This window comes from Novosphingobium sp. GV079, from assembly GCF_003058045.1.
GTDB classification, from domain to species: Bacteria; Pseudomonadota; Alphaproteobacteria; order Sphingomonadales; family Sphingomonadaceae; genus Novosphingobium; species Novosphingobium capsulatum.
This window is the reverse complement of record NZ_QBUE01000038.1, coordinates 1-6,690: the sequence shown is the minus strand read 5'-3', so window position 1 is coordinate 6,690 and position 6,690 is coordinate 1. Positions and strand designations below refer to the sequence as shown.

Annotated in this window: 9 protein-coding genes; 5 read left to right on the top strand and 4 right to left on the bottom strand. The window is 62.1% G+C overall.

The genetic code is table 11. From position 1 onward, the window contains the following. Positions 1-271 precede the first annotated feature (271 nt). The 4 genes from C8K14_RS21930 to C8K14_RS21915 all read left to right on the top strand — a co-directional run bounded on the left by C8K14_RS21930 (position 272) and on the right by C8K14_RS21915 (position 4,356). On the top strand, positions 272-589 hold the full coding sequence (locus C8K14_RS21930; protein WP_369974076.1) for a PadR family transcriptional regulator: 318 nt from the start codon (positions 272-274) through the stop codon (positions 587-589). 20 nt (positions 590-609) lie between these two features. After that, positions 610-1,215 (top strand): hypothetical protein, encoded by a 606-nt coding sequence (locus tag C8K14_RS21925; protein ID WP_028658364.1) that lies wholly within the window; start codon positions 610-612, stop codon positions 1,213-1,215. Positions 1,216-1,299: 84 nt separating this feature from the next. Further along, a complete protein-coding gene (locus C8K14_RS21920) occupies positions 1,300-2,856 on the top strand; it encodes an alpha/beta fold hydrolase (protein ID WP_158272003.1) in 1,557 nt (518 codons plus the stop codon). A gap of 387 nt (positions 2,857-3,243) precedes the next feature. Then, entirely contained in the window at positions 3,244-4,356 is a 1,113-nt protein-coding gene (locus tag C8K14_RS21915) for an IS3 family transposase (RefSeq protein ID WP_233251191.1), read from the top strand. A 126-nt stretch (positions 4,357-4,482) separates the two neighbouring features. Here the strand turns inward: C8K14_RS21915 and C8K14_RS23095 are convergent, their stop codons facing one another. From C8K14_RS23095 to C8K14_RS22525, 4 genes are all read right to left on the bottom strand, one after another. Then, a complete protein-coding gene (locus C8K14_RS23095) occupies positions 4,483-4,584 on the bottom strand; it encodes a DUF6152 family protein (protein WP_231627818.1) in 102 nt (33 codons plus the stop codon). Between the two features lie 69 nt (positions 4,585-4,653). After that, a complete protein-coding gene (locus C8K14_RS21910; RefSeq protein WP_054132759.1) occupies positions 4,654-5,157 on the bottom strand; it encodes a DUF6644 family protein in 504 nt (167 codons plus the stop codon). 52 nt (positions 5,158-5,209) lie between these two features. After that, a complete protein-coding gene (locus C8K14_RS21905; RefSeq protein ID WP_107719245.1) occupies positions 5,210-5,674 on the bottom strand; it encodes a DUF6644 family protein in 465 nt (154 codons plus the stop codon). Between the two features lie 160 nt (positions 5,675-5,834). Beyond that, complete coding sequence (locus C8K14_RS22525; RefSeq protein ID WP_133726917.1) at positions 5,835-6,164, bottom strand: alpha/beta hydrolase domain-containing protein; 330 nt, start codon at positions 6,162-6,164, stop codon at positions 5,835-5,837. Here C8K14_RS22525 and C8K14_RS21900 point away from each other — a divergent pair. Next, positions 6,057-6,590 carry an NAD(P)H-dependent oxidoreductase gene (locus C8K14_RS21900; protein ID WP_255420088.1) on the top strand — a complete coding sequence of 178 codons (534 nt, stop codon included), beginning with the start codon at positions 6,057-6,059 and terminating at the stop codon, positions 6,588-6,590. The two genes, C8K14_RS22525 and C8K14_RS21900, sit on opposite strands and share 108 nt — an antisense overlap. Positions 6,591-6,690 lie beyond the last annotated feature (100 nt).

Sequence of the window (6,690 nt, the reverse complement as noted above, 5' to 3'; positions counted from 1 at the left end):
CCCTGCGGCAGGTTCGGACTAGACACCCAGATCCTAATTCAGATCAGAGGCTTACGCCACTCCCGCCAACCCTTTGCCCCACCCTGATGAATAAGACGGGCTAGCACGTGAATGGGGATCCTGGGGTTTTGATACCGCTCCAGCGGAAATACCGAACGAAGGATTTTTCCCACCGCTTTGCGGCCCATATACCCTCGGCCCGCCACGCGCTCGGTTCAATCTGTCTGAATACCTTGAACGCGACAGTGGCGCTTGACTCTTAAGTCTACATATGTTGCAAAAAGGAATGAAGCGAACACGCCGACCCTCTCATCAAATGCTTACGTTGCTGCAATCACTCGCGGCGCAGGCGCCCGACTGGTGGCACGGATATGAACTGATGAAGGCCACCGGCTTGGCGTCCGGGACCATCTACCCTTTGCTGATGCGGATGACCGACCAAGGCCTGGTTGAGGCCGAGTGGCGCGCGGCGGAAGCCCCTGGGCGCCCACCGCGGCACGTCTATCGCTTGACCGCTACCGGGCTACGCCTGGCGCACGAACATGCCAAGGGCGAGAATGCGCCGTGCGGCGCGCCGTCTTTAGCGTGAGGGCAAAGCTCGCCCGACTGGTGCTTGCGCTGGCTGTCCAGAGCCTCGGCACGCGTCATCGCCCTTGGGCGCAGGCGATGTGCGCCGAGTTCGCCCTGGCCCAGGCAGACGGGACAGCACTGCGCTTCTCAAGTGGCTGTCTGCTGGCGGCCTGGCGCATGCTGCCCCATCACAGCGAAGGGCGTTTCGCGCTGGCTAGCTATGCGCTTTGCCTTGGGCTGCTGTTGCCCATGGGCGCACTGCTGGCCGTGGCGGCGCTGTCTGGCTTTCCCTTTGTTGATGCCAGCGCGGGATGGGCTGGCTTTCTGCTGGGGCAAGGAACCTTCACCTCGCAACTCAACGTGGGCACGCAATGCCTGGCCCCCTTGCTGATGGCGCTAACGATAATGCTGGCCGCTGCTCATGTGCCGCTGGCTTGGTGGGTGCTCGACCATGATTGGCCGCGCATTGCCGCGCTATCCCGTTTGGGTGCCGCGGGCATGGTGACGCTGCTGCTGGGGTTGGCTTGCGCTGCGGTGAGTGTGGCCAAGTTGGCGCAGCCCTGCGCGGCGATGGCACTAGAATGTGCTGCCGTGTCCGCGCTGGCATTGTGGCACGCCCAGGGTTTTGGAGATGGGATGGCCTAGATGAGAGGCGCCGCGCGCACAGCGCGGGCAACCAACAAGAGAGGATAAGCGATGGCAAACACATCGGCGATGAGATGGCCACGCGTGGCCCTGCTGCTCACGGGCCTCGTGCTCTCGACTGTTGACGCACCCGCAAGGCCCGCCCTTGATGCACAAGCGCAGGCCGCGCTGGCCCCTGTTGTCGGCGTCGGGGGCTGGGCCGTTTATGGCACTGCCTATGCCCATGACAGCGATGCGCATGTGCCCGGTGGAGGCGTGGTCGTCATCCAGCCCGGCGCGCGCCCGGTTGAACCGTGGTCGAGCGGAGCAACCATGCCGCTACCGGGTGGAATCGCTGCGGGAGAACCAATTACGGCCGAGCTATGGGCGCGCGCAGCACGGCCTTTGCGACTCATTATCGCCATGCAAGGGGGCGCGCCACACTATGCACCCTTTGCCGTGCAGGAAGTGGCGCTGACCCGCCAATGGAAGCGTGTGGCCATAAGCGGTATTGCGCCGGCTGACATCAGCACAAAACCGCAATCCCTCTCCGTGCCGCTGGGCAAGGCTGAGGTGGCAGTGCAGTTGGGCCCCGTTGCATTTCTGCGCGGGGCCCCCAGCGCCGCCACGGCCGCACGGGCCTTTGCCGGCTTCCGCCCTGCCGAGATCCTCACCGATGTGCGCATCGCGTCAGAACCGGGCGTGGTGCTGGCTGGCACCCTGCATCTGCCCAGCAAATCGGGCCAAGCGCCATTTCCGCTGGTCGTGCTGATCCAGGGGCATGGTCCGAACGGACGGGGCGGTTTCCCGCAAATCGTCAAGGCTCTGACAGAACAGGGCATCGCCGCGCTGGAGTATGACAAGCGCGGCATCGGACAATCGAGCGGCATATACCAAGAGGATCTTGAAAGGCTGACCGCCGACGCCGCGGCCGCTGTCGCCGCGATGCGTCGCCGCCCTGATATAGACGGCCGCCGCATTGCTTTGGTTGGGCACAGCCAAGGCGGCGTGATTGCCCCGGCGGTGGCCGCTGCCGATCCCACGATCGCAGGCGTGGTGATGCTGGCGGGATCGGTGGGCGATGGTTTGCCCTATTTGCGCGGGGCACTGATCCGCCAGATGATCGCAGCGGGCCGATCAGAGGCGGTCGCAACACCGGCAATCGACGCGGCGATCACCCTGCTGCAAGCGCGGATTGACGGCAAGGACGCAGGCACCGTCGCGCGCCTGCGCGCCGTCGTGGTGGACCGGTTCGAGGCGGCCGGCTTTCCCCGCCAGCAGGCCGAGGGCGCCTTGGCGATGATTGACACTGAAGAAGCACGCGGGGCGGGCAATCTGCGCTCGGCTACTGATCTACGGGCGATCCACGGGCCGGTACTTGCCGTTTTCGGCATAAAAGATCCGCTGGTGATCGCCTCGGACGAGGCGCCGAAAGCCCGGCTGGCACTGGCCAATAACCCGCAAGGCCAAGTGATCGTTCTCGATGGGCTCAGCCATTGGTTCCAGGAAGGCGCGATCAGCGGCGGCGAAGACGAGGTGGCCAGACTTGGCCCCAACGCCGGTTCGCCCCGACTGGTCCACCTTGTCGTTGACTGGCTGCTAAAGGCTTTCCATGACGATCATGAGCGGCTTAGCGATCCTCGCCAGACGAACCAAAAGTAGTCCGGCTCCTTTAATCGACCTGAAGATCCGTGCTGGAGTATCGCTCACACACTCATTCGCTTTCGCGATACCGGACTTGGTGAACGAAAGACAGTGTGGGCCAGTCCTTCACTGAGGATGCCGTCCTGGTCAGCCCGCAGGAGCAGCCTCAAACCTAGCTAATTGAAGAGCAGCCAACCCTCTCCCTTGATTGGAAGCTGCCCTTTCCGAATGTCCGCCTTTGCCGCCCCGACCCTCTGCTCCCAAAGCAGATGCGCTAAGTGGGTGAACGAAAGGCATCTTGGGGCGATTCCAGAACCAGAGATGCCGTTCCGGTCAGTCTCCCATCACGGCCGCTCTGGCCTGCGCGCCGTCGCGATCAACCGTTCGCCAGCGGCCCTCTGATCCATGTTCATAGTCCGCGCAGCCACTGCCCGCGCTGCCACCAGTGATGAGGTCAAGGATTTGCGCCGCGAAACGCTGGCCCTGAAGGAATGCGTGGCCGACCTGACGCTCAAGAACCGTCTACTCAAAAAAAGCATGATCGCGGATGGGGGCGACGACGTATCATGTATCCCGCCGCAGAAAAGCGCGAGATTATCAACCTCGTCGAGCAGTCCCATCTGCACTTGCCAGACTTTGGATAAATTGGACATTCCCCGCCGCACCTTTGCTCGCTGGTATGCCCGCTATCTCGATCGTGGGCTTGAGGCGCTGGAGGACCGGCCATCAGCGCCGAGCCGGGTGTGGAACCGGCTGCCCGAGGATGTGCGCAAGCAAATCATCGACATGGCGCTGGACGAAAGCGAGCCGTCCCCACGCGAACTGGCTACCAAATTTACCCATGAGAAGCAGTACTTTGTCTCCGAGGCGACGGTCTATCGCCTGCTCAAGGCGCAGGACCTGATCGCCAGCCCCGCCTACATCGTCATCAAGGCCCGCGACGAGTTCCACACCAAGACCACGCAGCCAAACGAGATGTGGCAGACCGATTTTACCTACTTCAAGCTGATCGGCTGGGGCTGGGTCTATCTCTCGACCGTGCGCGATGACTATTCCCGCTACATCATCTCGTGGAAGCTGTGCACCACGATGACGGCGGGCGATGTGACGGACACACTGGACCTGGCATTGGCCGCCTCAGGCTGCGACCGCGCCACCGTGCTGCACAAGCCTCGCCTGCTATCGCACAATGGGCCCAACTATGTCGCGGGCGAACTGGCCGCCTATATCGAGGCGCAGGCCATGAGCCATGTCCGCGGCGCCCCCTTCCATCCCCAGACGCAGGGTAAGATCGAACGCTGGCACCAGACCCTGACGAACCGCATCTTGCTGGAAAATTACTACCTGCCCGGCGACCTCGAAGCCCAGATCGAGGCCTTCATCGAGCACTATAACCACCAGCGCTATCACGAGATTCTCGGCAATGTGACGCCCGCCGCGCCTACTTCGGCCGCGATCGGCAGATCCACGCCCAGCGCGCCGCAATCAAAAAGCAGACCATCGAACATCGCCGCTTGAAGCACCGCAAGCTCGCCGCCTAAAAGCCAACCCCAGACGAGGCCCGCTCTCCGTTACCGATACGCCAAATTTGCGCCAAATGTTTCGACGACGGACATGTACCATCACGAAAGCGTGGGGATTGGTTCAGGTGAATTTGGTGACCAGCATCCCGTCCAGTTCAACCTGTTTGGTCTGGTCAAACATGGCAAAGGAATGGTGCGCCGCAGCGGGTTGGACCGCGATCATCGCGGTTGTCCAAAGAATTGCGGAACAAAGCTTCTTAGTCGTGGGGCAAGGTTTCCTTTGGAAAAGACGTCAGAACAGCACGTCGAGCGTGAAGCCGATCCAGCGACCCAGGAAGATCACCGCCGACCACAGCAGCAGCGAGAGAACGCCGGCCGCGCGGGCGGCAAAGGGCGGGGTGGCGTCTTCGTCCCATTGGTCGATCGTGCGCTGGGTCGAGATATGGAAAATCGCCATGTTGATCCCGGCGGCCGCAATCATCAGCAGCTTGAGGCGAAATTCAGTATTGGCCGCATAGGCCATCGCATTCGAGGCGAACAGTAGCCCGCCCGAAATGATCGCCAGCCCAAAGGCAACCCAGGTAAAGGGCAGCAGCTCGGTAATCAGCCGGTTTGTGCTGCGCCGATGCGAGGCATAGCCCACCAGCCGCAGATCGACGATGAGAATGGAGCCGAAGACCAGTGTGATGGCCAGAACATGCAGCGATTCAAGCAGCGGAAAGGCGTTGACGTTTTCGCGGATCGCGTTGGACAGAGGCAGGTCGTAAATCTGCTGAAGCGTGTTGTGCAGGGTCATGGTGAAGGCTTCCCCCCGATTTGTTTTGCAAGATGTGGGCGGCGCGGGGCCGTCAGGTATAGGCGATGAAGCGGCCGCAGAAGATCACCGCGATCCACACGGCCAGCAGGAGCCATGAAACGGCCTTGGCCGTGGGCGGGGCATCTTCGCGCAGCAGCGGGCGGCGCAGCAGGACCGTTGCCGCAAAGGCGAAAAGCACCAGAGCCATCTTGGTCCAAAACACCGTATTGCCCAGCGTGCGGGCCGGTTCGGCCACGATCAGCACGACACCGCTGAGCAGCAGCACGACCAGCGCGCGCCACAGCCACGGCAGATAGCGGCGAACCACATTGCCCGCCGGTTCATCATTGGCCAGAACGGAGGCAAGGCGCAATTCAGACACTAGCGCCGAACCAGCGACCACCGCAATGGCCAGAATATGGATGCTCTGCACCGTGGGAATGATCCACGTCGTAACGCGGAAGGTGCTGGAAATCGGCGTGGCATAGAGCCAGTCGCCAAGCGATTGGACAAACATCGGCCAGGTCTCCCCTGATTGGCTTTCTTGTATTTTGATGGGAAATGGCCTGTGGGATTAGCGAGCCGGGCGCGGCAGGGGACGTTTGAAACCGTTGCAATACGGGAATAGGTCGCGGTGAAACGGCGCCGAAGCGCCGTTCTGTGCGGGATACGGGGGATCAGGGGAAGGGTGTGGGGCGGTTCCGCTCAAAGTCTTGCGGCTTTGCCACCGGGGAGAGGTACGGGGCATCTTCGGGCAGGATCACACCGGCGCGCACGGCTTCTGTAGTCGCGGCGGCAAAACGGCGCGCATAGTTTGCATAGGTGCCGTAGAGCTTTCTCAACCGCGCGGCGGAGTAGGGCCGTTTCGAGTCATAGACAACGCCGCAGCCGGTTTCGAAATCGGTCCAATATTCCGCAACTGGCACGGTGATCCGGGGAGGTCCGACGCCGCCCGTTGGGTTTCCGCTCCGCATATCGCGCAAAACCCCATCGGCCGTGCGGGGCACGCGCTGTCCGTCGTCGCTGGAGGAGGTGGGTCCTCCAAAACCAGCCTGTTGGTGGCATGGATCGCCTCGCAAATGGCTCGCTCGGATATTGAAGCCGAGATCGTCCGTCTGGCAGAGATTGACTGTCAGGCTCTGGCAAGATTCGACCTTTCCGACCCCGGCGTCAAAAGAATGCTGCGTCTGGTGGATGAAGCTCACGGCGTGGTGGTGGCGACTCCGATCTACAAGGCGCCTTTTACCGGGATCGTCAAACTGGCGCTCGATATTCTTCCGCAATTTGGCTTGGCCGGTAAGGCCGTGTTGCCCGTCGCAACGGCAGGCAGCCTGGCTCATGCGCCTGCGCACGACTATTCCCTTCTCCCGGTGTTGCAGTCCATGGCGGCGCGCCACATCGTGCAATCCACCGTGGTGACTGAAGCAGACTAGCCCGTCTTATTCATCAGGGTGGGGCAAAGGGTTGGCGGGAGTGGCGTAAGCCTCTGATCTGAATTAGGATCTGGGTGTCTAGTCCGAACCTGCCGCAGGG